The sequence below is a fragment of the Pantoea sp. SGAir0430 genome (genome assembly GCF_043549295.1).
In genome coordinates, this window is record NZ_CP039427.1 from 2393519 (window position 1) to 2418479 (window position 24961).

The 24961-nt window shown below is 58.4% G+C and carries 19 protein-coding genes and 2 tRNA genes; 6 read left to right on the top strand and 15 right to left on the bottom strand.

Features of this window, described 5'->3' with window-relative positions; genetic code table 11:
* Positions 1-293 precede the first annotated feature (293 nt).
* The 13 genes from rpsO to rlmE form a co-directional block, all read right to left on the bottom strand.
* Positions 294-563 (bottom strand): 30S ribosomal protein S15, encoded by a 270-nt coding sequence (rpsO, locus tag E7738_RS11485; protein WP_010615981.1) that lies wholly within the window; start codon positions 561-563, stop codon positions 294-296.
* Between the two features lie 132 nt (positions 564-695).
* The gene (gene truB / locus E7738_RS11490; RefSeq protein WP_058780382.1) at positions 696-1640 is read right to left on the bottom strand and encodes a tRNA pseudouridine(55) synthase TruB; all 945 of its coding nucleotides are present in this window, start codon (positions 1638-1640) and stop codon (positions 696-698) included.
* Positions 1640-2047, bottom strand: coding sequence for a 30S ribosome-binding factor RbfA (gene rbfA / locus E7738_RS11495; protein ID WP_021507701.1), 408 nt, complete (start codon positions 2045-2047; stop codon positions 1640-1642). The genes truB and rbfA overlap by 1 nt, the downstream gene beginning before the upstream one ends.
* 64 nt (positions 2048-2111) lie before the next feature.
* A complete protein-coding gene (gene infB / locus E7738_RS11500) occupies positions 2112-4802 on the bottom strand; it encodes a translation initiation factor IF-2 (RefSeq protein ID WP_394515645.1) in 2691 nt (896 codons plus the stop codon).
* Between the two features lie 17 nt (positions 4803-4819).
* Positions 4820-6307, bottom strand: a complete 1488-nt coding sequence (gene nusA / locus E7738_RS11505; protein WP_394515646.1) for a transcription termination factor NusA — start codon at positions 6305-6307, stop codon at positions 4820-4822.
* Between the two features lie 24 nt (positions 6308-6331).
* Complete coding sequence (gene rimP / locus E7738_RS11510; RefSeq protein ID WP_031279732.1) at positions 6332-6784, bottom strand: ribosome maturation factor RimP; 453 nt, start codon at positions 6782-6784, stop codon at positions 6332-6334.
* Positions 6785-6996: 212 nt separating this feature from the next.
* Positions 6997-7073: transfer RNA gene (locus tag E7738_RS11515), tRNA-Met, on the bottom strand.
* A gap of 59 nt (positions 7074-7132) precedes the next feature.
* Positions 7133-7219 (bottom strand) — tRNA-Leu (locus tag E7738_RS11520).
* Positions 7220-7265: 46 nt separating this feature from the next.
* Positions 7266-7601: a preprotein translocase subunit SecG gene (secG, locus tag E7738_RS11525; RefSeq protein ID WP_010617340.1), complete on the bottom strand. Its 336-nt coding sequence runs from the start codon at positions 7599-7601 to the stop codon at positions 7266-7268.
* A gap of 217 nt (positions 7602-7818) precedes the next feature.
* Positions 7819-9153: a phosphoglucosamine mutase gene (glmM, locus tag E7738_RS11530; protein ID WP_021507705.1), complete on the bottom strand. Its 1335-nt coding sequence runs from the start codon at positions 9151-9153 to the stop codon at positions 7819-7821.
* A gap of 4 nt (positions 9154-9157) precedes the next feature.
* Positions 9158-9991: a dihydropteroate synthase gene (gene folP, locus E7738_RS11535; protein ID WP_021507706.1), complete on the bottom strand. Its 834-nt coding sequence runs from the start codon at positions 9989-9991 to the stop codon at positions 9158-9160.
* A gap of 85 nt (positions 9992-10076) precedes the next feature.
* The gene (gene ftsH / locus E7738_RS11540) at positions 10077-12005 is read right to left on the bottom strand and encodes an ATP-dependent zinc metalloprotease FtsH (RefSeq protein ID WP_021507707.1); all 1929 of its coding nucleotides are present in this window, start codon (positions 12003-12005) and stop codon (positions 10077-10079) included.
* A 174-nt stretch (positions 12006-12179) separates the two neighbouring features.
* On the bottom strand, positions 12180-12809 hold the full coding sequence (gene rlmE, locus E7738_RS11545; protein ID WP_021507708.1) for a 23S rRNA (uridine(2552)-2'-O)-methyltransferase RlmE: 630 nt from the start codon (positions 12807-12809) through the stop codon (positions 12180-12182).
* Between the two features lie 126 nt (positions 12810-12935).
* On the opposite strand from rlmE, the gene yhbY reads away from it, so the two are divergent.
* Positions 12936-13229: a ribosome assembly RNA-binding protein YhbY gene (gene yhbY / locus E7738_RS11550; RefSeq protein WP_010617345.1), complete on the top strand. Its 294-nt coding sequence runs from the start codon at positions 12936-12938 to the stop codon at positions 13227-13229.
* A gap of 128 nt (positions 13230-13357) precedes the next feature.
* On the opposite strand, the gene greA is transcribed toward yhbY, so the two are convergent.
* Complete coding sequence (gene greA, locus E7738_RS11555) at positions 13358-13834, bottom strand: transcription elongation factor GreA (protein ID WP_021507709.1); 477 nt, start codon at positions 13832-13834, stop codon at positions 13358-13360.
* 248 nt (positions 13835-14082) lie between these two features.
* Between greA and dacB the strand changes: the two genes are divergently transcribed.
* From dacB to pmrB, 3 genes are read left to right on the top strand one after another with little or no spacing between them, the layout of a single operon-like run.
* Positions 14083-15516 carry a serine-type D-Ala-D-Ala carboxypeptidase gene (gene dacB / locus E7738_RS11560; protein WP_031279733.1) on the top strand — a complete coding sequence of 478 codons (1434 nt, stop codon included), beginning with the start codon at positions 14083-14085 and terminating at the stop codon, positions 15514-15516.
* Positions 15516-16178 (top strand): two-component system response regulator PmrA, encoded by a 663-nt coding sequence (gene pmrA / locus E7738_RS11565; protein ID WP_021507711.1) that lies wholly within the window; start codon positions 15516-15518, stop codon positions 16176-16178. The genes dacB and pmrA overlap by 1 nt, the downstream gene beginning before the upstream one ends.
* Positions 16175-17236, top strand: coding sequence for a two-component system sensor histidine kinase PmrB (gene pmrB, locus E7738_RS11570; protein WP_058774882.1), 1062 nt, complete (start codon positions 16175-16177; stop codon positions 17234-17236). The genes pmrA and pmrB overlap by 4 nt, the downstream gene beginning before the upstream one ends.
* Before the next feature lie 6 nt (positions 17237-17242).
* Here the strand turns inward: pmrB and E7738_RS11575 are convergent, their stop codons facing one another.
* The gene (locus E7738_RS11575) at positions 17243-19519 is read right to left on the bottom strand and encodes a TonB-dependent siderophore receptor (protein WP_394515647.1); all 2277 of its coding nucleotides are present in this window, start codon (positions 19517-19519) and stop codon (positions 17243-17245) included.
* 261 nt (positions 19520-19780) lie between these two features.
* Between E7738_RS11575 and fes the strand changes: the two genes are divergently transcribed.
* Positions 19781-21055, top strand: coding sequence for an enterochelin esterase (fes, locus tag E7738_RS11580; protein ID WP_394515648.1), 1275 nt, complete (start codon positions 19781-19783; stop codon positions 21053-21055).
* Positions 21048-24932 carry an enterobactin synthase subunit F gene (locus E7738_RS11585; protein ID WP_394515649.1) on the top strand — a complete coding sequence of 1295 codons (3885 nt, stop codon included), beginning with the start codon at positions 21048-21050 and terminating at the stop codon, positions 24930-24932. Before fes ends, E7738_RS11585 begins: the two co-directional genes overlap by 8 nt.
* Positions 24933-24961: the final 29 nt, after the last annotated feature.

Below are 24961 nucleotides of genomic sequence, written 5' to 3' on the forward strand. Positions count from 1 at the left end.
ATTCGTGGCAAAGCCTGCTCGGCCCGCCGGGGATTACCGATCTTTAGTTGCATCCTCGCGACTAATGACAACCCTTAACCGCCCCTGCGGTAAAGCCTCTCATTAGCCGCGCGAACCTCTGCAAGCAAAGATCACTCTCAGCAACAATACATGAGTTTGGTCCGGATTGCTGCGGATTGCTCGAAAAAAGGGGCCATAAAGGCCCCCTTTTCGCGAAACTCGCACAAATCTGATCGCCAGATGCGGTTTTTTGCATACTGCATGCGCTACATCGTTGATCAGATTCTTCAGACTTAGCGACGCAGACCCAGGCTTTCGATCAGGCTGGTGTAACGTGCAACGTCTTTACGCTTCAGGTAGTCCAGCAGCTTACGACGCTGGGATACCATGCGCAGCAGACCGCGACGGCTGTGGTGGTCTTTCTTGTGCTCAGAGAAGTGACCCTGCAGGTGGTTAATCTGAGCAGTCAGCAGAGCAACCTGAACTTCAGTTGAACCGCTGTCGTTAGCGCCACGACCGTATTTAGCAACGATCTCTGCTTTAGCTTCTACGCTTAGAGACATAATAAACTCCAGTAAAAAATGAATGTATGGGTGCCGATCTCTAATTCAGCAGCCCGCTTTTAAAGCCGCGCTATTCTACTCTTCGCCCGGTAGCAACGCAAATGCGCTGTAACGCCCAGCGGTAATACGCGGTCAGTCGGCAAACTCCACTACCAGACGACGCGGTGCCACGCGGCCATCGTCGGCGATTTCCGCCATACCGATAAATTTCTGCTGCTCACCTTCGGTCACCCGCACCAGCCCGCTGGCCGGCGCGTTTTCCGCCTGGACCGGCATGCCCTGTTTGAACCAGGCCGCGATCGGCGTGGGCAGATTGACCGCTGGAAAATCTTCCGCCGGGCTGTCCATTGGCAACAGCAACGCGTCCAGCGGTGCGTAATCCGGCGTTTCCGCCGCATTAACCTGCGCCGCCAGCGCCTGCAGCTGTTCCAGCGTCATCATGCGCGCAATCGGGTAGCGCGCCACCTGCAGACGGCGCAGCATGATTACATGTGCACCGCAGCCGAGCTTCTCACCTAAATCGTCAATGATGGTGCGAATGTAGGTGCCTTTGGAAACATGGATTTCCAGTTCCAGCTCGTCGCCCTGCCAGCGAATAAACTGCAGTTCAAACACGGTAATCGGTCGCGCTTCACGCGGCACGGTGATGCCTTCGCGCGCATATTCGTACAGCTTGCGGCCCTGATACTTGAGCGCCGAGAACATGGTGGGCACCTGCAGCGTCTCGCCGCGAAAGCTCTCCAGCGCGGCATCCAGCTCAGCCTGGCTGAAGGTCACCGGCCGCGTTTCAACGATATTGCCGTCCGCATCGGAGGTATCGGTGCGCTGGCCCAGACGGGCAATCACGCGGTAACGCTTGTCCGAATCCAGCAGATAGCGGGAAAACTTGGTGGCTTCGCCGAGACAAATCGGCAGCATACCGGTGGCCAGCGGATCGAGCGCGCCGGTATGGCCCGCCTTGTTAGCATTAAACAGGCGTTTTACTTTTTGCAGCACATCGTTGGAGGATGCGCCCTGGTGTTTATCCAGCAGGAAAACACCGTGGACATCACGACCACGGCGACGAGGACGACTCATCAGTCCTCCTTGTCGTCTTCCGCCGGGCTTTCACCCCGTCGCTCAGCATCGTTTCTGATCACGTTAGACACCAGATTCGACATGCGCATCCCTTCAATCAGCGAGTTATCGTAGAAGAAGGTCAGCTCTGGCACGATGCGCAGACGCATCGCTTTACCGAGCAGAATACGGATGTAGCCAGACGCTTCTTTCAGCGCTTTGAGGCCGTTTTTCACCGCTTCTTCATCCTGGTCGTTCAGGAAGGTCACGAACACTTTGGCATACGCCAGATCGCGTGACACCTCAACGCCAGACACGGTGACCATCATACCCAGACGCGGGTCTTTGATTTCGCGCTGCAGGATGATCGCAATCTCTTTCTGCAACTCCTGCGCTACGCGCTGTGGGCGACCAAACTCTTTCGCCATACTATTTCTCCCAAATAATTCGGGAGGCCAGAGGCCTCCCAAATTGCATCACATCGACCAGCAATTACTCGATGGTGCGTTTAACTTCAATCACTTCGAACACTTCGATCATATCGCCAACGCGAACGTCGTTGTAGTTCTTCACGCCGATACCACACTCCATGCCGTTACGCACTTCGTTGACGTCATCTTTGAAGCGACGCAGAGATTCCAGCTCGCCTTCATAGATAACCACGTTGTCGCGCAGTACGCGGATCGGATTGTGACGTTTGATGTTGCCTTCGGTGACCATACAGCCGGCAATCGCGCCAAATTTCGGTGACTTGAACACGTCACGGACTTCGGCCAGACCGATAATCTGCTGTTTGAACTCTGGTGCCAGCATGCCGCTCATGGCAGCTTTCACTTCGTCAATCAGGTTATAGATGACGGAGTAGTAGCGCAGGTCAACGTTTTCAGCGTCAATCACGCGACGCGCAGAGGCATCAGCACGCACGTTGAAGCCGAGGATGATCGCGTTGGACGCAGCGGCCAGGGTGGCGTCGGTTTCGGTGATACCGCCCACGCCAGAACCGATAATCTTCACCTTCACTTCGTCGGTGGAGAGTTTCAGCAGCGAGTCGGAGATCGCTTCCACAGAACCCTGTACGTCGGACTTCAGAACGATATTCAGCTCGGACACTTCGCCTTCGGTCATGTTGGCAAACATGTTTTCCAGCTTGGACTTCTGCTGACGCGCCAGTTTGACTTCGCGGAATTTGCCCTGACGATACAGTGCCACTTCACGCGCTTTCTTCTCATCACGCACCACGGTCGCTTCGTCACCCGCTGCCGGCACACCGGACAGACCGAGGATTTCCACCGGAATCGATGGACCCGCTTCCAGCACTTCGCGACCCAGTTCGTCACGCATCGCACGCACACGGCCGTATTCGAAGCCGCACAGCACGATATCGCCCTTGTTCAGCGTACCTTCACGCACCAGCACGGTTGCTACCGGACCACGACCTTTGTCGAGGAACGATTCGATCACCACGCCGCTCGCCATACCCTGACGAATCGCAGTCAGCTCCAGTACTTCCGCCTGCAGCAGAATTGCGTTCAGCAGGTCGTCGATGCCGGTACCGGCTTTCGCCGAGACGTTAACGAACATGTTCTCGCCGCCCCACTCTTCCGGAATGATACCGTACTGAGTCAGCTCGTTCTTCACGCGATCCGGATCGGCTTCTGGCTTATCGATCTTGTTCACGGCCACGACCACCGGCACACCGGCCGCTTTCGCGTGCTGGATAGCTTCGACGGTCTGCGGCATCACGCCATCGTCCGCCGCCACCACCAGGATAACGATATCCGTGGCCTGCGCACCACGTGCACGCATTGCGGTAAACGCGGCGTGGCCCGGGGTGTCGAGGAAGGTGATCATGCCGTTATCGGTTTCAACGTGATACGCACCGATATGCTGGGTAATCCCGCCCGCTTCGCCGGAGGCGACTTTGGTGGAGCGGATGTAGTCCAGCAGCGAGGTTTTACCGTGGTCAACGTGACCCATGATGGTCACGACCGGCGCACGACTTTCCTGCGCAGCATCGGTATCACGATCGTCCATTACCGCTTCTTCCAGCTCGTTCTCGCGGCGCAGGATCACTTTGTGACCCATCTCTTCGGCCACCAGCTGGGCGGTTTCCTGATCGATAACCTGGTTGATGGTCGCCATGGCACCCATCTTCATCATCGCTTTAATAACCAGCGAGCCTTTCACCGCCATTTTGTTGGCCAGTTCGGCAACGGTGATGGTTTCGCCAATGATGACGTCACGGTTCACCGCCTGAGCAGGTTTATTGAAGCCCTGCTGCAGCGTGCTTGGTTTACGATGTTTGCCACCTTTACCGCCGCGTACCTGAGCACGCGCTTCTTCACGGTCAGTTTTGGCTTCAGAGTGCTTGTTGCCTTTTTTGGCCGGACGCGCTGCCTTGGTGGTGCGGGTGCGACCACGACCACCTTCGACTTCGCGATCGTTTTCGTCTTCTGCCTGACGGGCATGAGTTGAAGTGGTGACGTGGTAGTCGCCCTTATCTTCTTCCTCTGGTTTTTCCCATTCAGCGGCTTTCTCTTCGGCCAGACGACGGGCTTCTTCCGCCGCGCGGCGCGCATTCTCTTCCAGCTTACGGCGCGCTTCTTCTTCCGCTTTACGCTTCAGTTCGGCGGCTTCAGCTTCACGACGGGCTTTGTCAGATTGCGCAGCCTTGGTCATTTCGTCGGTAGGTTGATTAGTCACTTTCTCATTTTCCGCTGCTTCACGCTTAGCCTTGTCAGCGGTTTCGCGCTTGGCTTTCTCTTCGGCTTCACGTTGCGCTTTTTGTTCAGCTTCGCGACGGGCTTGTTCTTCAGCCTCGCGACGCGCCTGCTCTTCCGCTTCACGCTGCGCCTCAGCTTCTGCTTCCGCCTGAGCTTGCTCAGCGTCGGCATCACCTTTCACGTATGTGCGCTTTTTGCGGACTTCGATTTGCACCGACTTACTTTTACCCCCGGTGCCTGGAATATTCAAGGTGCTGCGCGTTTTGCGCTGCAACGTCAGTTTGCCTGAACCGGTCTGACCGTGCTCACGATTCAGGTGGGACAGTAAGGTCTCTTTCTCTTGCTGGGATACGGCGTCGTTTTCAGACTTACGGATCCCTGCATCAGCAAATTGCTGTACCAGGCGATCGACCGGAGTCTGAATTTCGGCGGCCAGCGATTTTACGGTTACATCTGTCATGCTGTTCCTTCCTGTTATTACGCGTCATCGCCGAACCAGCAGATATTACGTGCAGCCATAATCAGCGCACCGGCTTTCTCATCATCCAGCCCTTCAATATCTGTCAGATCGTCAACACCTTGCTCAGCGAGATCTTCCAGCGTGCAAACGCCTTTTGACGCCAGGCGATACGCCAGCGTACGATCCAGGCCTTCAAGATTCAGCAGGTCCTCAGCAGGTTCCTGATTACCAAGGCTCTCTTCTTTCGCTAATGCCAGGGTGGTTAACGCATTTTTTGCTCGTTCACGCAGGGCTTCAATGGTCTCTTCGTCGAGGCCGTCGATTTCCAGCAGCTCGTTGATTGGCACGTAAGCCAATTCTTCCAGCGAAGAGAAGCCCTCTTCCACCAGAACGGTGGCGAACTCTTCGTCGATGTCGAGATGTTTAGTGAACATATCGATCGCTGCATGGGCTTCGGCCTGATGCTTCGCCTGCAGATCATCGACGGTCATCACGTTCAGCTCCCAGCCGCTCAGCTGGGATGCCAGACGCACGTTTTGGCCATTACGGCCAATCGCCTGAGCCAGATTGCCGGCTTCAACAGCGATATCCATGGTGTGATTGTCTTCATCCACCACAATTGACGCCACATCGGCAGGTGCCATGGCGTTAATCACGAACTGTGCCGGGTTGTCGTCCCACAGCACGATATCAATACGCTCGCCGCCCAGCTCGCTGGACACCGCCTGCACGCGCGCACCGCGCATACCGACGCAGGCACCGACCGGATCGATACGTTTGTCGTTAGTTTTTACCGCAATTTTGGCGCGTGAACCCGGATCGCGCGCTGCCGCTTTGATCTCGATAACTTCTTCGCCAATCTCCGGCACTTCAATGCGGAACAGTTCGATCAGCATCTCCGGTTTGGAGCGGGTAACGAACAGTTGCGCACCACGCGCTTCCGGACGCACGGCATACAGCACGCCGCGAATACGGTCACCCGGGCGGAAGTTTTCACGCGGCAGCATGTCTTCACGTACAATCACCGCTTCGGCGTTGTTGCCGAGATCCAGTGAAATGTTGTCGCGATTCACTTTCTTCACCACGCCGGTGATGATTTCGCCTTCCTGCTCGCGGAACTGATCGACCACCATCGCGCGCTCGGCTTCACGCACTTTCTGGACGATAACCTGTTTCGCGGTCTGCGTGGTGATACGGTCGAAGGTGACAGATTCGATCTGATCTTCAACATAATCGCCCAGATTGAAGGCTTCATCTTCAAAGCGTGCTGCTTCCAGCGTGATCTCGCGCGTTGGCTGCGTGACTTCTTCTACAACCACCCAGCGACGGAAGGTGTCGAAATCGCCGCTGCGACGGTCAATGCTGACGCGTACGTCGATTTCCTGCTCATACTTCTTCTTGGTCGCAGTGGCCAAAGCGCTCTCCAGCGCTTCGAAGATTTTCTCACGCGGCAGGGCTTTTTCGTTAGAAACGGCTTCTACTACAGCTAAGATCTCTTTGTTCATCCTGGTTAGCCTCAATCCGGACTTTTAAAAGTGGGGGACCAGGTTCGCTTTCTGAATGTTGCTCAGCGCGAACACTTCATCGTTACCCTCAACGGTTACCGTGATCATCTCGCCTTCGACAGACTTGATGATGCCCTGCCATTTACGGCGGTTCTGCACGGCCATACGCAGTACCAGGCTCACCTCTTCGCCAGCGAAACGCGCATAGTGCTCCGCGGTGAACAGAGGGCGATCGAGACCCGGTGAGGAAACTTCAAGGTTGTAAGCCACCGTAATAGGATCTTCCACATCCATTACAGCGCTGACCTGGTGGCTAACATCGGCGCAATCATCAACATTGATACCCTCTTCACTATCAATATAGATGCGCAAGGTTGATGTGCGACCACGAATGAACTCGATACCGACCAATTCGTAGCCAAGCGCTTCTACCGGAGCAGAGATCAACTCTGTCAACTTTTGCTCTAATGTGGACAAGCCCACCCCCAAGACATAAAAAAAGGGCCTAAAGCCCAGTGTTACGATTTCCTGATAACAAAAAACCCCGAAAATTCGGGGCTTTTTGTGACTGGACCCTGTATGCCGCGATGCGGCTTCGGCACACCATCCAGCAGAATTTTTTTCAAAACTGACTGCGGATGCGTCCGTCGATGCATACAGTATATTTGAAAAAGAACTCTAAGGGAAAGTGGTTGCGGGGGCCGGATTTGAACCGACGACCTTCGGGTTATGAGCCCGACGAGCTACCAGGCTGCTCCACCCCGCGTCCGAAAACGTGGCGAATATTACGCCGATATTGCGAAAAATGCAAGTTATACTGAGATTTGGTACCGAGGACGGGACTTGAACCCGTAAGCCCAATCGGGCACTACCACCTCAAGGTAGCGTGTCTACCAATTCCACCACCTCGGCACTTCACTGACTGCGACGATACGATGTCGCTTTAGCGCTGACGATCTTACTGCGGGATATCATTGCCCGGCGTGGCCGGTTTAGCTGGCTGAGTCTGCTGTTGAGACTGAGCCGGCGCGCTGAGGTTTTCCCACTCGCTTCCTTTGGAAGTCTTGTTACTGTTCAGGTTGCCCAGAATCAGACTGATAATGAAAAACAGCGTAGCCAGTACTGCGGTCATGCGAGTCATGAAGTTACCAGACCCGGTTGAACCGAACAGCGTACCAGAAGCGCCTGCACCGAATGAGGCTCCCATATCAGCGCCTTTGCCTTGCTGCAGCATGATCAGACCAACGAGGCCAATCGCTACAATAAGGAAAACAACCAACAGAGCTTCGTACATAATCAACCTGTTTCCTTGCGCGTTATCCGCACAGTTAAAGCTTCAACCAATATTGACGGGGAGTCTCGTCATCACCCATCAGAAGCGGGTGTGAATACTAACCAAAGGCGCATACCTCTGCAAGCGCAATTTACACGAAGTTTTGCGATTGCGGAAAAAAGCGCCATCCCGGTGATTTTACAGGCGGAAAGCAGCAAACTGACCGCCCATAACGCAGTTAAACCGCTTTTACCGCATCGGCAATTTTGTGCGCCAGTTCGGTCACCTGCGCCTCATCCTCGCCTTCCACCATCACGCGAATCAGCGGCTCAGTGCCGGATTTGCGCAACAGCACACGCCCGCGCCCGGCCAGCGTTTTTTCCACCTCTGCGGCAGCCGCTTTGACGCTGTCGCTCTCCAGCGGATCGTGGCTGCCGCTGAAACGCACATTGACCAGCACCTGTGGCAGCATCTTCATGCCGCTGCACAGATCGTGCAGACTCATGTGGTTGCGCACAATCGCAGTAAGTACTTGCAAACTTGCTACGATGCCGTCACCGGTGCTGATTTTATCCAGCAGGATCACGTGGCCGGAGTTCTCCGCGCCCATGCGCCAGCCCTTCTCCTGCATTTTTTCCAGCACATAGCGGTCGCCCACTTTGGCGCGGGTAAACGGAATCCCCAGCTGCTTCAGCGCCAGCTCCAGCCCCATGTTGCTCATCAGCGTACCGACCACGCCGCCACGCAGCTGGCCCTGACGCAGCGCTTCACGCGCGATGATGTAGAGAATCTGGTCGCCATCCACCTTCTGTCCAAGGTGATCCACCATCATGATGCGGTCGCCGTCGCCGTCATAGGCCAGGCCGAGATCGGCTTTTTCATCCAGCACGCGCTGCTGCAGCTGACGCAGATCGGTAGCGCCGCACTCTTTGTTGATGTTCATGCCGTCCGGCTGCACGCCAATCGCAATCACCTTCGCACCCAGTTCACGCAGCACATTCGGCGCGATGTGATAGGTCGCGCCGTTGGCACAGTCCACCACGATCTTCAGCCCGTTCAGGCTCAGCTCGCTGGGAAAAGTGCCTTTGCAGAACTCAATGTAACGCCCGGCGGCATCGACGATGCGGCTGGCACGGCCCAGCTCAGCGGATTCGACGCAGGTCAGCGGCTTCTCCAGCTCCAGCTCAATGGCGGCTTCGACGTCGTCCGGCAGTTTGGTGCCTTCGGCTGAGAAGAATTTGATGCCGTTGTCGTCAAACGGGTTGTGCGACGCGGAGATCACGATGCCCGCCTCGGCGCGGAAGGTGCGCGTCAGGTAGGCAATGGCCGGCGTGGGCATCGGGCCGGTGAACGCGGCAGACAGCCCGGCAGCCGCCAGACCGGCTTCCAGCGCCGATTCCAGCATGTAGCCGGAAATCCGTGTATCTTTACCAATCAATACCTTGCGCGAGCCGGAACGGGCCAGCACTTTGCCGGCAGCAAAACCCAGCTTCAACACAAAGTCCGGGGTAATGGGCGCTTCACCCACTTTGCCGCGAATCCCATCCGTACCGAAATATTTACGATCGCTCATGCCTTTATCCTTTTGCTCTCCGTGTCGCCTCGACGATGCGCATCGCTTCGACAGTTTCTTTAACGTCATGCACGCGAATAATCTGCGCGCCCTGCATGGCGGCGATTACCGCACAGCTCAGACTGCCGGTCAGGCGCTGTGCCGGGCCGACGTTTAACAGCTGGCCAATCATCGACTTACGCGACATGCCCACCAGCAGCGGCAGGCCGTGATGGTGAAAATCACTGAGATGCGCCAGCAGCTCATAATTGTGGCTGAGATTCTTACCGAAACCGAAGCCCGGGTCGAGCAGCAGACGCTCTTTTTTAATGCCGGCCGCTTCACAGCGGGCGATCTGCGCGGCGAAGTAAGCGTCCACTTCGCTTACGATGTGCTGATATTCCGGTGCCTGCTGCATGGTGCGCGGTTCGCCCTGCATGTGCATCAGGCATACCGGCAGACCAGTATCTGCGGCGGCCTGTAACGCACCCGGCTCGGACAGCGAGCGGATATCGTTAATGATGTGAGCGCCTACTCGCGCAGCTTCGCGGATCACTTCTGCTTTTGACGTATCCACCGAAATCCACACTTCAAAGCGCTGCGCAATGGCTTCCACCACCGGAATCACCCGCGCCAGTTCCTCTTCCACTGAGACTTCATCAGCACCGGGACGCGTTGATTCGCCGCCCACATCGATAATCGTGGCACCGGCATTCACCATCTCGTTGGTGTGCGTGAGCGCGTCGACCAGCGTGTTGTGCGTTCCGCCATCAGAAAAGGAGTCCGGCGTGACATTTAAAATTCCCATCACATGGGGAAACGACAGATCGAGATGGGTATCACGGGCGTACAACTTCATGGCGAAAATCTCCCTGAGGAATCACTGGATTGTGGAATGTAAAAAACCCCGGACCAGCCGGGGTTTTTGCTTAGGAACAGGCCTGTTACTTGTCGAACTGTTCTGACATGGTGTTGCCTGGGTTTGGCGTACGCGGTTCATCAACCGGACGTGGCGCCTTTGGCGTACCGTTGCTGTCAGAGTTGTTGCTGCCTGGATCTTCCCAGCCTGCTGGCGGACGCACTTCGCGGCGCGCCATCAGGTCGTCGATCTGCGGTGCGTCGATGGTTTCATACTTCATCAGCGCGTCTTTCATCGCGTGAAGGATATCCATGTTCTCACCCAGAATACGGCGTGCACGCTGGTAGTTGCTGTCGATCAGGTGTTTAACTTCCTGGTCGATGATGCGTGCCGTTTCGTCCGACATGTGTTTAGCTTTCGCCACTGAACGGCCGAGGAACACTTCACCGTCCTCTTCCGCATACAGCAGCGGACCGAGTTTTTCCGAGAAGCCCCACTGCGTCACCATGTTGCGCGCCAGGTTGGTCGCCACTTTGATGTCGTTTGAAGCACCGGTAGAAACGTGTTCCGCCCCGTAGATGATCTCTTCTGCCAGACGACCGCCGTACAGCGTTGAAATCTGGCTCTCCAGCTTCTGACGGCTGGCGCTGATCGCGTCGCCTTCAGGCAGGAAGAAGGTCACACCCAGCGCACGGCCGCGCGGGATAATCGTCACTTTATGCACCGGATCGTGTTCCGGCACCAGGCGACCAATAATCGCATGGCCCGCTTCGTGATACGCGGTGGATTCTTTCTGCGCTTCCGTCATCACCATGGAGCGACGTTCCGCACCCATCATGATTTTGTCTTTCGCTTTCTCGAACTCGACCATCGACACCACGCGCTTGTTGCCACGCGCAGCGAACAGCGCCGCTTCGTTGACCAGGTTCGCCAGGTCCGCACCGGAGAAGCCCGGCGTACCACGTGCGATAATCGCTGCATCAATGTCGGTTGCCAGCGGCACGCGACGCATATGCACTTTCAGAATCTGTTCACGGCCGCGCACGTCTGGCAGACCTACCACCACCTGGCGGTCAAAACGGCCTGGACGCAGCAGCGCCGGGTCCAGTACGTCCGGACGGTTAGTCGCGGCAATAACGATGATGCCTTCATTGCCTTCGAAGCCATCCATCTCAACCAGCATCTGGTTCAGCGTCTGCTCACGTTCGTCGTGACCACCGCCTAAACCGGCGCCACGCTGACGACCCACCGCATCGATCTCATCAATAAAGATGATGCACGGTGCCGCTTTCTTCGCCTGCTCGAACATGTCGCGCACACGTGATGCACCGACACCAACGAACATTTCTACGAAGTCAGAACCGGAAATCGTGAAGAACGGCACTTTTGCTTCGCCGGCGATCGCTTTCGCCAGCAGCGTTTTACCGGTACCCGGAGGGCCCACCATCAGCACGCCTTTCGGGATTTTACCGCCCAGCTTCTGGAAGCGGCTCGGCTCACGCAGGTATTCCACCAGCTCACCCACCTCTTCTTTTGCTTCGTCGCAACCCGCAACGTCAGCAAAGGTGGTTTTGATCTGGTCTTCGGTCAGCATACGGGCTTTGCTCTTGCCGAAGGACATCGCGCCCTTGCCGCCGCCGCCCTGCATCTGCCGCATAAAGAAGATCCACACGCCAATCAGTAGCAGCATCGGGAACCAGGAGATGAAGATGGAAGCCAGCAGGCTCGGCTCTTCCGGTGGTTCACCCACAACTTTGACGTTTTTGGTCAACAGGTTATCGAGTAACTTGGGATCGTTGACAGGAATGTAGGTCGTGTATTTATTACTGTCTTTTTTGGTTACGTTGATCTCACGCCCGTTAATACGTGCCTCGCGGACCTGATCCTGGTTCACTTCCGACAGGAAGGTTGAATAATCAACCCTACGGCCATTCGACTCGCTGGGCCCAAAGCTCTGGAATACTGACATCAGCACGACCGCGATGACTAACCAGAGAATCAGGTTTTTCGCCATGTCACTCAAGGGATTAACCTCATATTACAACGGTGTTAACAGACAGCGTAGGGTACTATATATCCTTCATACCTGGAATCGCGGCGCTGATGATTTTGCCTGTTTAGCCTGAAACTCAGAATTACGCATCAGAATAAACGCCGTTTCGCCTTGCTTTGATTCCGGTATGGAGGGCTACAGTTTGCGCCCTGTCGCCACAATGTACACTTCGCGCGAACGTGATCGCGAAGCGTCCGGCTTACGAATTTTCACTTTCGTAAACAGGGAGCGAATTTCCCGCAGGTATTCATCGAAGCCATCTCCCTGAAACACTTTCACAACAAAACTGCCGCCAGGTGCCAGTACATCCCGACACATTTCTAACGCCAGTTCAACTAAATACATGGAACGTGGGATATCGACCGCAGGCGTACCGCTCATGTTCGGCGCCATGTCCGACATCACCACCTGCACTTTCTGGTCGCCCACGCGCTCCAGTAACGCTTTCAACACCGCTTCGTCGCGAAAATCGCCCTGCAGGAAGTCAACGCCGACGATGGGATCCATCGGCAGCAGATCGCAGGCAATAATACGGCCACCCGAACCAATCTGTTGTACCACATATTGCGACCAGCCGCCGGGCGCAGCGCCCAGGTCAACTACGGTCATACCGGGTTTGAACAGCTTGTCACCCTGCTGAATTTCATCCAGTTTAAACCAGGCGCGCGAGCGCAACCCTTTTTTCTGTGCCTGTTGCACATATTTATCGCTAAAGTGTTCCTGAAGCCAGCGACTGGAACTGGCCGAACGCTTTTTACCCGTCATAATATTTCCAGTTAAATCGTCATCGTAGCGATAAATCAGCACGCAATGGGTCGCGTTGATTTGGCGATATACCCGAGATGGCGGTAGAATGAACCGTTTTCAATCCCTGAGTAAGCAAAAAATACGATGAATCTGAGTACCAAACAAAAACAGCACCTGAAAGGCCTTGCCCATCCACTGAAGCCAGTGGTCATGCTGGGCGGCAATGGCCTGACTGAAGGCGTGCTCGCCGAGATCGAACAGGCGCTCGAACATCACGAATTGATCAAGGTAAAAATTGCCTCGGAAGATCGTGAAACCAAGCAGCTGATCGTTGACGCTATCGTGCGTGAAACTAAGGCAAACAACGTTCAGGTCATCGGCAACGTGCTGGTGCTGTATCGCCCTGCCAAAGAGCGCAAAATTACTCTGCCACGTTAAGCGTACCGTTACGGCTCGTCCGACGGGCAGAGAAAGTGCCATGCTCCTGCATGGGATAAAAGGCCGCAGCGCGGCCTTTTTCCTTTCTTTACAATATGCAGCTGCGCATTTCAAAGCGTAGCAATATCTTAGATGTATTCCACTTTGAGCACTTCATATTCCACATCGCCGCCTGGGGTTTTGACAATAGCCACGTCATCGGCCTCTTTGCCCACCAGACCGCGCGCCATCGGCGAATTCACGGAAATCAGGTTCTGTTTAAAGTCCGCTTCGTCGTCACCAACAATCCGGTAAGTAAACTCTTCATCGGTATCGACATTCAGCACGGTGACGGTGGCGCCAAAAATCACGCGGCCGGTTTTCGGCATGGCGGTCACGTCAATCACCTGTGCATTGGAGAGCTTGGCTTCAATCTCCTGAATACGCCCTTCGCAGAACCCCTGTTCTTCGCGCGCGGCGTGGTATTCGGCATTCTCTTTCAGATCGCCGTGCTCACGGGCTTCGGCGATAGAGGCGATGATGCGCGGACGCTTAACGGTTTTCAGTTCGTTCAGCTCTTCACGCAGCTTCTCAGCGCCTTTCAACGTCATCGGAATCTGATTCATTTTGGCTCCTCGTCATCTATCCTGGTTAACGGCGTCATCCTGACCGGTGACAGCAGAAGATCGGCTTCTGCGGCGCGTAACCTCTTTTCACAAGCAAAAGAATCCTGACCCGGAAAGCTTTCCGGGTCAGGTATCGATTTTGCATTTTGATACGTATTTTACCCCAGAGTTCCCTGTGGGTCATTGTTTACTTTGCACCGTCCGGGGACATAGTATTGACGCCTTCACCCGTCAGTTACCGCGAGATTATGCGATTTTCACGACTTGTTACCGGATTAACCTGTGCGTTTATGCTGCAGGCACAAGCAGCACCCGTTGAAGAATACATGCAGTATTTGCCAGACGGCGCAAACCTGGCGCTGATGGTACAAAAAGTGGGCGCATCCACCCCGATAATCGACTATCACGGCAAACAGATGGCGTTGCCGGCCAGTACCATGAAAGTGATCACCGCGCTGGCGGCACTGCTGGAGCTGGGCCCGGACTTCCGTTTTCAGACCACGCTGGAGACTAAAGGCGCGGTCAGCGATGGCACCTTAAATGGCGACCTGGTGGCGCGTTTTGCCGGCGATCCGACGCTCAGCCGCCAGGATCTGCGCAATATGGTGGCGGCGCTGAAAAAGCAGGGCATCAACCATATCAAAGGTAATCTGGTGATCGATACCTCGGTGTTCGCCAGTCACGATATGGCGCCAGGCTGGCCGTGGAACGATCTGACACAGTGTTTCAGCGCCCCGCCAGGTGCGGCGATTGTTGATAAAAACTGCTTCTCGGTTTCGCTCTACAGTGCCAATACGCCCGGCGAAAACGCCTTTGTGCGCATCGCCTCTTACTATCCGGCGCACATGTTCAGTCAGGTGCGCACGATCGGACGCAACAGCGGTGACGGGCAGTATTGCGAACTGGACGTGGTGCCCGGCGAGCTCAATCGCTACACGCTGACCGGCTGTATGCGCCAGCGTGCGGAACCGCTGCCCCTGGCGTTTGCCGTGCAGGATGGCGCCGCGTGGGCCGGCGAGATCCTTAAAGCGCAGCTGCGCGACGCCGATATTGATTACAGCGGCCATTTAGTGCGCCAGACGCAGGTGACGTCACCGGGTACGGTGCTGGCCTCGACGCAGTCCGCACCGCTGCACAACCTGCTGCACACCATGCTGAAAAAGTCAGACAACATGATCGCCGATACCGTGTTCCGCACTATCGGCCATCACTACTTTAACGTGCCGGGCACCTTCCGCGCCGGTTCGGATGCGGTCAGGCGTGTGCTGCGCGAAAAAGCCGGCGTCGACCTCGGCAACAGCATTCAGGTGGATGGATCCGGCCTGTCGCGTCACGACCTGATCGCGCCGGATACTATGATGCAGGTGCTGCAGTTCATCGCCAAAAATGACGCCACGCTGAATTATATTTCGATGCTGCCGCTGGCGGGTTATGACGGCACGCTGCAGTATCGCGGCGGTCTGCACGAAGCGGGGCTGGATGGCAAAGTGTCGGCAAAAACCGGTTCGCTGCAGGGCGTCTATAATCTGGCTGGGTTCATCACCACGTCGAGCGGTGCGCGCGTGGCCTTTGTCCAGTTCCTCTCTGGCTATGCGGTACCGCCGGAAGACCAGAAAACGCGGCGGATTCCGCTGGTGCGCTTTGAGAGCCGGCTCTATACCGACATTAACAAGAACAACTAATGAAACTGTTGATCGTTGAAGATGATGCGTTGTTACAATCGGGCCTGGCGCAGGCGCTGAGCAGCGAGGGCTACGCCGTGGATTGCGCTGGCAGCGCGGCGGAAAGCAACGCCCTGCTGCGCAGTAGCCAGTACAGCCTGATCGTGCTGGATCTCGGTCTGCCGGATCGCGATGGCGCCACGCTGCTGCGCCAGTGGCGGCGAGACGGCATCGCGGTGCCGGTGCTGATCCTGACCGCGCGCGATGCGCTGGAGGATCGCGTCGACGGGCTGGACGCCGGTGCCGATGATTACCTGGTCAAGCCGTTTGCGCTGGCAGAACTGCAGGCGCGGGTGCGCGCGCTGATCCGCCGCTATCAGGGGCACAGCGACAACCTGCTGCAGCAGGGCGATCTGACGCTCAATCTCAGCTCGCAGCAGGTGCTGCTGGAGAATCTGCCGCTGGAGATCACCCCCAAAGAGTTCGCCCTGCTCACTCGCCTGCTGATGCGCGTGGGGCAGAATGTGCATCGCGAAACGCTGCAGCAGGATCTCTACAGCTGGAACGACGATCCCGGCTCCAACACTTTAGAAGTTCACATTCATAATCTGCGCCGCAAGCTGGGGAAAGATCGCATCAAAACCGTGCGCGGCGTTGGCTACCGGCTGGAACTGCGCGAATGAACAGCATGCGTCAGCGGTTACTGATCATGCTGGCGCTGATTCTCCTCACCTGCCAGGTGATGAGCGCCATCTGGCTGTGGCACGAAAGCCGCGAACAGATCAGTTTCCTCGTCAACGAAACCCTGTCGGCCCAGGCGCGTAACGATCGCGTGGAGAATGAGATCCGTGAGGCCATCGCTTCGCTGTTGCTGCCTTCGCTGGTGATGGTAAGCCTGACGCTGCTGCTGTCGTTCTGGGCCATCAACTGGATTATCCGTCCGCTCAAATCGCTACAGGACAGCCTTGCCCACCGCTCTGCCGACAACCTGACGCCGCTGCCGATTTACTCCGAGATGGATGAGATCGTTGCGGTCACCTCCTCCATCAACCAGCTGTTTTCCCGTCTCGACCACACGCTGCAGCAGGAGCGATTATTCACCGCCGACGCCGCGCACGAGCTGCGTACGCCGCTGGCCGGGCTGCGCCTGCATCTTGAGCTTCTGCATCAGCAGCAGGTGCCACAAAGCGCCATGCTGATTGAGCGTATCGACCAGTTGATGCACACCGTCGAACAGCTGCTGATGCTGTCGCGCGCCGGTCAGGCGCTGGCGGGCGGCCACTATCAGCAGCTGCAGTGGCAGCGTGACATCATGCAGCCGCTGATGCCGGAGATGGCTGAACTGTATGCGCAGCGTCAGCAGACGCTGCACTGGCCCGACGGCGACGATGTGCCGCAGCAGGGTGAAGCGGTGCTGCTGCGCCTGATGCTGCGCAATTTGCTGGAGAACGCATCGCGCTACAGTCCGGAAGGCAGCAGCGTGCAGGTGAAGCTGCGTCAGGTGCAACAGCAGGTCTGGGTTGAAGTGTGGGATCAGGGGCCGGGTATTGATGCCGATGCGGCAGAAGAGCTGACGCAGGCGTTCCGGCGGCGCGATCAACGCTATGGCGGCAGCGGCCTGGGCCTGAACATTGTGCTGCGTATTGTGCAGATGCATCGCGGCAAACTGGAACTGGTCAACCGCGAAGACAGCAGCGGACTGGTCGCCCGCTGCTGTTTGCCAACGCAACTGATTGGCTGAACGCCATCAGAAGTGGGTGTTGAGGCTCATATAGTAAGTACGGCCTGATTCGTTATAGGTATTGGCACCGGCACCGTAGAGATAAGCGCCGGTGGTAGCATTACCGGTGGTTTGCGCATTGCCCTCACGGAAGTGGCGCTTATCGAACAGGTTATCGATGCCCAGCGTCACGCTGGCGTACTTATTAATATCGTAAGTACCGCTCAGGCCGACAATCGAGTACGGGCTCACTTTGTCGGTGGCGCTGCCGGTCACCGGCTGTCCTTTGTAGTCATACTTCTTCGGCGTCTGGGTGCCGTACCACGTCAGGGTGGTTTGCAGCGACAGATCCTGCGTTGCCTGCCAGCTCAGCGTCGAGTTCAGCGTATACTCCGGAATGATCGACAGACGATCGCCGGTCTCCTTGTTCTTGCTCTGCAGCATGTAGGTAAAGTTGTTATTCCACATCACGCTGTCAGAGAAAGGAACATTGACCGTACCTTCCAGCCCTTCCACCACCGCTTTCGGCACGTTCTCCCAGCGATAGATATCCGTGGTGCCGTTAGAGGCTTTACCTGAAGGCGCATAGCCGGCTTCAATCTTGTTGCGGTAATCGTTACGGAACCAGGTCAGACCGGCCTGATAACCTTCATGCTTCCACTCCAGCCCAACTTCTTTATTGATGCTGTTTTCCGCTTTCAGATTCGGATTACCCTGCAGATAGCAGGCGCCGGTGCTGTCGGCGCAGCCCTGGCCGTTGCTGTACAGCAGGTAGTTCGGGTTCGTCTGGTACAGACTCGGCGCTTTGTAAGCCCGGCCAATCCCCATCTTCAGCGTGAAGTCATCGCCCAGCCCCTGTGACAGGTTAAGCGACGGGCTCCAGTTGTTGCCAACGATGGAGTGATGATCGAAGCGCAGCGCCGGCGTCAGCATGGTGCTGTCGGTCAGCTCCATGTTGTCTTCGGCAAACAGGGAGAAAATCTCCGCCTGGGCATAAGGACTGCGGCCGGTGCTGGCGATGCCTGGCACAGCGCCGTTGCTGGCGGCCTGGGTGGTCGACGAAGGATCTTTCATGCGCTGCTGGTTCCACTCGGTGCCCAGCGTCGCGGTCTGATTGACGCCCAGCTCAAACGGCAGGCTGATTTCACTGTGCAGCAGCACATCGTCCAGCTGGATGGTATTGAACCCGCTGTTGGAGAAGATCCCTTCCGTGCCGCCCGCCAGACCTTCATTGATGCGCGTATTGCGGGTTTTCTCGTAGCGCGCCCAGCTGCTGGTGCTGATGCCGTTGTCCCACGCGCCGGTCCATTTCAGTGAAATATTCTGGCGATACAGACGGTTGGTTTCATCGCCGTACAGGCTCTTTACCAGCGCGTTAGTGTTGGTGTTCTGCGTATCGCCCGCGTACAGGTTGCCCTGACGACTGTAACCAGCCTGCAACTCCAGCGTCTGCATGGGGGCAAACGCCCAGCTCAGCAACGCATTGATGTCTTTGTTCACCGAGCCTTCGCGGCCTGCCGGGTAGCTGCCGGCATAGCTGCCGGTGCGCGCTGCCGCATGTCCTTCATTGATGTCGTACGCGTCGGCCTGAGTTTTGGCTAAACCGCCATACAGCCGGAAGTTGAAGTCGTCGCCCAGCGGCCCTTCAAGGCTGAAGTTGGTGCGTTTGGTCGCCCCTTCCGATTTGTGTTCCGGCGCGTTGAAGTAGGTATTCCACGAACCGTGCCACTGCTGATCGCTGTACTTTTTGGTGATGATGTTCACTACACCGCCCGCCGCGCCGTTACCGTAGCGCACCGCGGCCGGCCCGCGAATCACGTCGATGTGATCAATCATCTCCGGCGGCACCCAGTTAGTATCGCCGCGCGTATCACGCTCACCGCGCCAGCCGAGACGCACTGAGTTACGGCTGGTGATCGGCATGCCGTCCACCATAATCAGGGTATTTTCCGGTCCCATGCCGCGAATATCGATCTGACGGTTGTTGCCGCGCTGGCCGCTGGTCGAGTTACCGGTCAGGTTAACCCCCGGCATGGTACGGATAATTTCTGAGACATCGCGCGCCGGCGGATGCTTTTTGATCTCATCGGCGGTGATGGTGGAAACCCCCGGTGCCTGCAGCGTCTGCTGCTGGGCCGTCACCATTAAGGTGCCACCGTCCATTGCGCTGGCGTCGGGAGAAGAGGCGTTGCTGGAAGTCGTCTTGCTGGAAGTCTCTGCTGCCCAGGCGCTGCCGGAGAGCAGTGAGGCGCTGAGCCCCAGTTCGATCAAAATAGCGAAGGTTAACCGCGAGTAATGCTTCATTTTTTTCATTCCTGGAAGGCCAGTTCTGCGCCACAGCGGAGTGACTGGCGAGCCGGTGAGAAGATCCCTGTCTTTATCGCGCAGCCGTTCACACCTGGCAGGGCCATCCTTTGCTGAATCCCATGACTTACCGGGTGCCAGACGGAACGTGCGTGCTCATTTTGAGCGCAGTCACCCTATTGCAAATGCAAATAATTATCAATAGTATTATTTATCAATCCTATGTAAACCTCCCCGTACAGACGGCGACTGGCAGCCCCTATGACCTGGCGAAATGATGGAATTGGTAGCGAAGCCTGGTGGCAGGAGCAACAGACTCAGGGCATTCCGCGCATTGAGCCGCAGCAGGATGGCACCTGTCTGGTGACCTTCTTCTGGCGCGATCCGCAAGGCAGTGAAACCACCTCCCACACCCAGCGCGTGTGGATCAACATCACCGGCGTGACCGATCACCACCAGCATCGCCCGCCGCAATCGCTGATGCGCGTCGCCAGTAGCGATGTCTGGTACTGGCAAACTGTGCTGCCGTCACACTGGCGCGGCAGCTACTGCCTGATGCCGGATCGGCAGGCCAGCGATTTCAGCGGCGAGCCTGACATGCATGCGCTGCGCCACTGGTGGCGCGAAAAATTCCCTGCCGCGCAGGCCGATGCGCTCAATCCGCTGCGCAGCTGGTCCGGCGGACGCGGCATGGGCGTGTCACCGCTGCACCTGCCTGACGCGCCCGACCAGCAGGTGTGGCGTGCGGTGGATGAGGGCCGCGCCCCGGCGCTGACGCTGCAGGTGCAGCAGTGGGACAGCGCGCTGCTCGGCAATCGTCGCCGGGTGTGGCTGTACGCCACAGGCGAGGCGCAGCACGGCCCGCGTCCGCTGGCGATACTGCTCGATGGTCAGTTCTGGGCGCAGCAGATGCCGATCGCCGGCCCGCTGCAGCAGCTGACCGCCGCGGGCAAGCTGCCGCCGGCGGTCTACCTGTTTATCGACATCATCGATCGCGAACACCGCAGCCGCGAGCTGCCATGCAATCCGCAATTCTGGCAGGCGGTGCAGCAGGAGCTGTTGCCGCAGGTGGCACGCTGGATGCCGTACGATGCGCAGCCGGCGCGCACGCTGGTTGCCGGACAAAGCTTCGGCGGTCTGGCCGCGGTGTTTGCCGCGCTGCACTTTCCCCACACCTTTGGTAATGCGCTCAGCCTGTCCGGCTCCTTCTGGTGGCCGGAGCGTGGTAACCCGCATGGCTGGCTGCTGCAGGCGCTGGACCATGGCCTGGCACCTCGCCAGCCGCTGCGTTTCTGGCTGGAAGCAGGCCAGCGTGAAGGCCTGATTCTGCAAGCCAATCAACAATTACAACAACAACTTACCGCTGCCGGCTATCAGGTGCATTACCAGCCGGTAGAGGGCGGCCATGACGCGCTGTGCTGGCGCGGTGGCCTGCTCGACGGTCTGCAAGCTTTGTGGCGCAATCCAAATTCATTCATCACGCCAGACGTGAACCGGAGCGACAGTAAATTCTCTGATGAACGACACTATGATTGACCAACAAACTCTGCCGCTGGTGGCGGCGCAGCCTGGCATCTGGATCGCCGACCAGCTCAGCCGCCATCACAACGCCTACGCGGTCGCGCACTTTGTCGAACTGCGCGGCGACATCAACAGCGCGCTGCTGGCGCAGGCCATCGTCGACGGCATGCAGGAAGCCGATACCCTGAATATGGCGTTCGGCGAAATCGACGGCGAGCCGCTGCAGTGGCCGCAGCCGCAGACCTTCAGCCTGCCAGACATCGTTGATCTGCGCGGCGAAGCGGATGCCGCTGCCGCCGCGCGCGCCCTGATGCGTGCCGATATGCAGGGGGACCTACGTGTGCTGAGTGGCGCACCGCTGTGGCACCATCGTCTGTTCCGCATCGGCGAGCAGCACTGGTTCTGGTATCAGCGCTATCACCATCTGGTGGTGGATGGCTTCAGCTTTACCGCGCTGACGCGCCGCATCGCCAATCTGTACAGCGCCGCCGTACAGCAGCAGCCGCCTGAGCCGACACCGTTTATTCCGTTCAGCGCCGTGGTTGACGAGTATCAGCGCTATCAGCAATCGGCGTCTTACACCCGTGACGGCGAATTCTGGCGCGAAAAAGGGCGCGCCCTGCCCGCGCCCGCCTCGCTGTCGCCACTGCCGCTGGCCGGTCAGAGCGCCAGCACCGATCTGCTGCGCCACAGCGTTACGCTGGATCGTCACCGCTTCCAGACGCTGACCAGCCAGCATCCACAGCACAGCGCCGCCGATCTGGCCTTTGCACTGGTAGCGCTGTGGCTGGCTCGCCTCAGCGGGCAAAATGATTTTGCTGCCGGCTTCATCTTCATGCGCCGCATCGGCTCCGCCGCGCTGTGCGCCACCGGTCCGGTGATCAACGTGCTGCCGATGGCGGTGCATTATCAGCCGGGACAAACGCTCGGCGATCTCGCCGCTCAGCTGGCCGCGGAAGTGAAAAAAATGCGCCGTCATCAGCGCTACGATGCTGAACAGGTGCAGCGCGATCTCGGCCGCCTCGGCGATAGCGATCCGCTGTATGGCCCGGTGATCAACCTGAAGATGTTTGACTACCAGCTCGATTTCGCCGGCATTGAAGGCATCACGCATCAGCTGGCCTCCGGCCCGGTGCGCGATCTGGAAATCGCGATTTACCTCAGCGAGCACGGCGATCTGACGCTGGAGCTGCTCGCGAACGCGCAGCGCTATGCTGCGGAGACGCTGCAGCGCCATGCCAGCCGCTTTGCCCTGCTGCTCAGCCAGCTGGCCGCGCAGCCGCAGCGCGCGCTGGGCGAGCTCGATCTGCTGACGCCAGCGGAGCAGCAGCAAATTGCGGCCATCAATCAGACCGCCCATCCGCTGCCAGCGGAAACCCTGGCGTCGCTGCTGGCGCAGCAGGCGCAGCGCACCCCGGACGCACCGGCGCTGGCCGATGCGCAGCACCAGCTGAACTATCGCCAGATGCAGCAGCAGGTATTCGCGCTGGCGGCCGATCTCAGTGCGGCCGGCGTGCAGCGGGGTGATATCGTCGCCGTGGCGCTGCCGCGTTCAGTGCAGCTGTCGCTGGCGCTGCAGGCTATTGTGACGCTCGGGGCCGCTTATCTGCCGCTGGATACCGGCTATCCGGACGAGCGGCTCCAGCTGATGCTGGAAGACGCCGCGCCCAAAACGCTGATCACCGCTGCCGCGCTCAGTGCCCGCTTCCACGCCATCGCGCCGGTCAGTCAGCTGCACTTTGACACCCTGTACAATGCCGAACATGCACCGGCACCGGCCAGCGCGCCGACGCCGCAGGATGGCGCGTACATCATCTATACCTCCGGCTCTACCGGCCGGCCGAAAGGCGTGCTGGTCGGCCATCAGGCGATCGTTAATCGCCTGTTGTGGATGCAGGATCGTTATCCGCTGCAGGCGGATGACGTGGTGCTGCAGAAAACGCCGAGCAGCTTTGATGTCTCGGTGTGGGAGTTCTTCTGGCCGCTGCTGGTCGGCGCGCAGCTGGTGATGGCGCCGCCGGATGCACACCGCGATCCGGAAGCCTTACAGCAACTGTTTGCCCGCTACAAAGTCACCACCACGCATTTCGTACCCTCAATGCTGGCGGCCTTTGTCGCGGCGCTCGACCACCCGGCCGCGATAGCGTGCTGCGCCAGCCTGCGCAACGTGTTCTGCAGCGGTGAAGCATTGCCCACCGATCTGTCGCGCAGCTGGGAAACATTGACCCGCGTGCCGCTGCACAATCTGTATGGGCCGACCGAAGCGGCCGTTGATGTCAGCTGGTATCCGGCGTATGGCGCGGCGCTCGCCGCCGTCGATGGCCCGAGCGTACCGATCGGCTTCCCGGTGTGGAACACCGGCCTGCGCATTCTTGATGCGCAAATGCAGCCGGTGCCGCCGGGCGTGGCCGGCGATCTCTATCTTACCGGCATTCAGCTGGCGCATGGCTATCTCAACCGACCGGAGCTGACCACCAGCCGCTTTATCGCCGACCCGTACGCCGCTGGCGAGCGCATGTACCTGACCGGCGATGTAGCGCGCTGGCTGGACAACGGTGCGGTGGAGTATCTCGGGCGCAGCGATGACCAGCTGAAGATCCGCGGTCAGCGCATTGAGCTGAACGAAATCGATCATGCGCTGTGCGCCCAGCCCGGCATTGAGCAGGCGGTGACGCATGCGGTGGTGCTGGGCAGTGCGACGGCACAGGGCGATGCGCGTCAGCTGGTGGGCTACGTGGTGGCGCCTCAGCCGGTGGATGGCGACGCGCTGCGTCACGCGCTGGCACAGCAGTTACCGGCACACATGGTGCCGGTGGCCATCGTCCAGCTGGAGGCGCTGCCGCTCAGCAGCAACGGCAAACTGGATCGCAAAGCGCTGCCGTTGCCGCAGAGCACCGCGCAGCGCCAGGGGCGCGCGCCACTGCCCGGTTTAGAGAGCACGCTGGCCGCAGCGTTCTGCCGCCTGCTGGCCTGCGACACGATCGGTGCGCAGGATGATTTCTTTGCGCTCGGTGGCCATTCGCTGCTGGCGATGCGCCTGGCCGCGCAGCTGCGCCGCGAGCTCCAGCTGCCGGTCTCGGTCGGGCAGATCATGATCGCGCCGACGGTGGAAAAACTGGCGACGCTGCTGAACGATGGACAATCCCATCAGCAGGCGGGCTTTGAAGCGGTGCTGCCGCTGCGTAAAGGCAGCGGACCGACGCTGTTCTGCTTCCACCCGGCGTCCGGCTTCGCCTGGCAGTTCAGCGTGCTGCAGCGTTACCTTGACCCACGCTGGTCACTGGTCGGCATTCAGTCGCCTGACACGCAGGGACCGCTGAATCAGAGCGCGCACCTCGATGAGGTCTGTAAAGCGCATTTGCGTACGCTGCGCGAGGTACAACCGCACGGGCCATACTATTTCCTCGGCTACTCGCTGGGCGGTACGCTGGCGCAGGGCATTGCTGCCCGGCTGGAAGCGGCGGGTGAAGAGGTTGCCTTCCTTGGCCTGCTCGACACCTGGCCGCCGGAAACGCAGAACTGGGATGAGAAGCGCGGCGAGAACGTGCTGGATCCGGCGGTACTGGAGGAGGTGAATCGCGAGCGCGAACAGTTTATCGCCGCGCAGCGCCATCAGGCCGGTGAAGAGATGCAGGCCATGTTCGATACCATCGAAGCCAACTACGCCAGCTCGGTGCGTCTGCTGGCCACGGCGCGCAGCGCACGCTTCGGCGGCCGCGCTACGCTGTTCCTCGCCGAACAGACGCAGCAGCCAGGCCAGGATGCGCGCCGCGCCTGGGCGCCCTATGTCGGTGAGCTGACGGTGTGGCCGATGGATTGCGCCCACGTCGAGATTATCTCGCCTCGCATGTTTGAGCAGATCGGGCCGCTGTTGCAGCAGTTGCTGACGTAGCGGTTTTGCCCTCACCCTAACCCTCTCCC